The 2,101-nt window shown below is 66.5% G+C and carries 1 protein-coding gene and 1 pseudogene; both read right to left on the reverse strand.

The features are described 5' to 3' along the window. Positions 1-100: 100 nt before the first annotated feature. Entirely contained in the window at positions 101-883 is a 783-nt protein-coding gene (locus tag Y703_RS17440; RefSeq protein WP_051427222.1) for a DUF4397 domain-containing protein, read from the reverse strand. A 34-nt stretch (positions 884-917) separates the two neighbouring features. Beyond that, a pseudogene (locus tag Y703_RS17445) lies at positions 918-2,101 on the reverse strand (ISL3 family transposase); the annotation flags it as partial.

The following is a 2,101-nucleotide window of genomic DNA, read 5'->3' on the forward strand; positions in this document are numbered from 1 at the left end:
TGCAGCCTAAATACGTGGTGTCCCACAAACTGGAAACGGTTCAGGAGACAGGCGGGCAGGGTAGGGAGCGAGAGGGTGCCCCCACCCTGCCAGCACTGGTTTAGTTACCGGCGCGGGCGGTCCGGACCCGGGCGGCTACCACTGCGCCGGAGAGCAGCACCAGGCCGAGGGCCCCTGCTCCGAGGATGGCGACGGTGTTGTCCTGAGCCGGTCCAGCCTGTGCACCAGGCACGGCTGCGGGGTCGGAGTGCAGTCCCTCAATCACCTGGGTGGCGAGGGCGAGGTTGCCGTCCTCAAGGCTTCCCCAGGCGTAGACGATTGTCGCTGTACCTTCACCGAGGGTCAGGTCGGCTGGGCCGATCACTGGGTCGGTGGTGCCAGTCGCGGCGACAGCCGCAGAGATAGTTCCGGGGTCGGTGGTCAGGGTTGCCTCGTCGGGATTGCTGAGGTTCTCGACTACCACCGCGTCACCAGCGAGCACGTCAACCGCTGGGGCAGCTGCGGTGTGCCGGACCGTCAGCCGTGCCTGTCCGGCCTCCACAGCTGAGACGTCGTTGGTGTAGAAGTTCGCCGTCGGGGCGCCCTCGGCGTCGAGGTTGGCCGTGGCAGTGTAGTTTCCGCCGGCTTCCAGGGTCACTGGGACGGGGCCGATCACTGGTTCACTGGCATCAGCAGCGTCAGCGGCTGTAATGGCCAACTCGTAGTCCCCGGCAGGAAGTTCCAGCGGCCCAGCGAGTTCACCGGGGGTGAAGTCGTCGAGGGTCAGGTCACCATTGACGTAGACGTCGACTGTCAGGTCGGGGACCGCGTGCAGGACTGACAATGAGGCAGTATCGGCGGTTTCGGTTGCTACCGCCGGTGCTGCGACTGACGCAGCGCCCAGGACGGCGACTGCTCCTACTGCATAAAGGGGCTCTTCATAATTGAGGGTGTAGTCGGGGTCTGAAGCCGCCGGTTTCCAGGAGTGAGCGGGCGATGTAGTTGGCGATATTGCGGAAGCCCAGGGCTGAGCCTCGGAGGTGTTCGAGGCGGCCGTTCATGGCTTCGGTGGGTCCGTTGCTGGTGCCGGGCCGGTCGAAGTACGCCAGGACGTCGGCGGCCCGGCGTTTGAGGGTCCGGCCCAGAGTGCGGATCTCGGTGAGCGCGGCCGGGACACCGGCGCTGACCGATTCGATAAGTGCTTGCATCAACTCGCGTCCTCGGGCCCGGTCCTCGTGCCGGTAGGCAGCGATCATCCGCTGGTAGATGCCCCAGGTTGCCTCGACTTGGACGTGAGTGTCCGTGGTGAACAGGTCGGTGAGGCGTTGTTCCTGTTTGTCGGTGAGCAGGTCCGCCCCCGTATGCAGGGTCCGCCGTGAGCTGTAGAGCGGGTCGCCCTTGCGTCCGCGGTGACCGCAGGTAGCTTGCTGGATCCGGCGTCGGCACCCATCCAACGCGTCCCCGGCGAGACGGACGACGTGGAACGGGTCCATGACCGCCACCGCGCTGGGAAGCTCCTCGGCGGCCGCGGTTTTGAAGCCGGTGAATCCGTCCATGGCGACGACTTCCACCCCGTCCCGCCACGCCTGTGGGCGTTTGGCTAACCACTGCTTGAACACGGCCTTTGAGCGGCCCTCGACCATGTCCAACAACCTTGACGGCCCAGTCTTTTCGCGAATCGGCGTGAGATCGATGATGACGGTCACGTACTTGTCCCCGCGGCGGGTATGCCGCCACACGTGCTCATCGACGCCGATCACCTTCACCCCTCTCGAACCGGAGCGGGTCATCGATCAAGACCCGCTTTCCCTCGGCCAGGACCGCGGTGTTCGCGGTATTCCACGACACCCCAAGGCCCTCGGCGACCCGGGCGACGGTGAGGTGTTGACACACGATCCCGGCCAGCGCCCAGCGCAGACCCCGTCGGGAGAGTTTCGCCCGCGGCTCGGCGGCCTTAGCGGTGTTCTGCCGCCACACGTGAGCGCATCCGGTGCACCGGTAGCGGCGGACCCGGATCAGCAGCGTCGTTGGCCGCCAGCCGAACGGTTCGTGCGCCAGGCGGCGGGTCACCATGTCCCGTGCAGTGCCTTGGGCTCCGCAGCGCCGGCACCACGAGTCCGGT

This window comes from Arthrobacter sp. H20, from assembly GCF_000520515.1.
GTDB lineage: Bacteria > Actinomycetota > Actinomycetes > Actinomycetales > Micrococcaceae > Arthrobacter_D.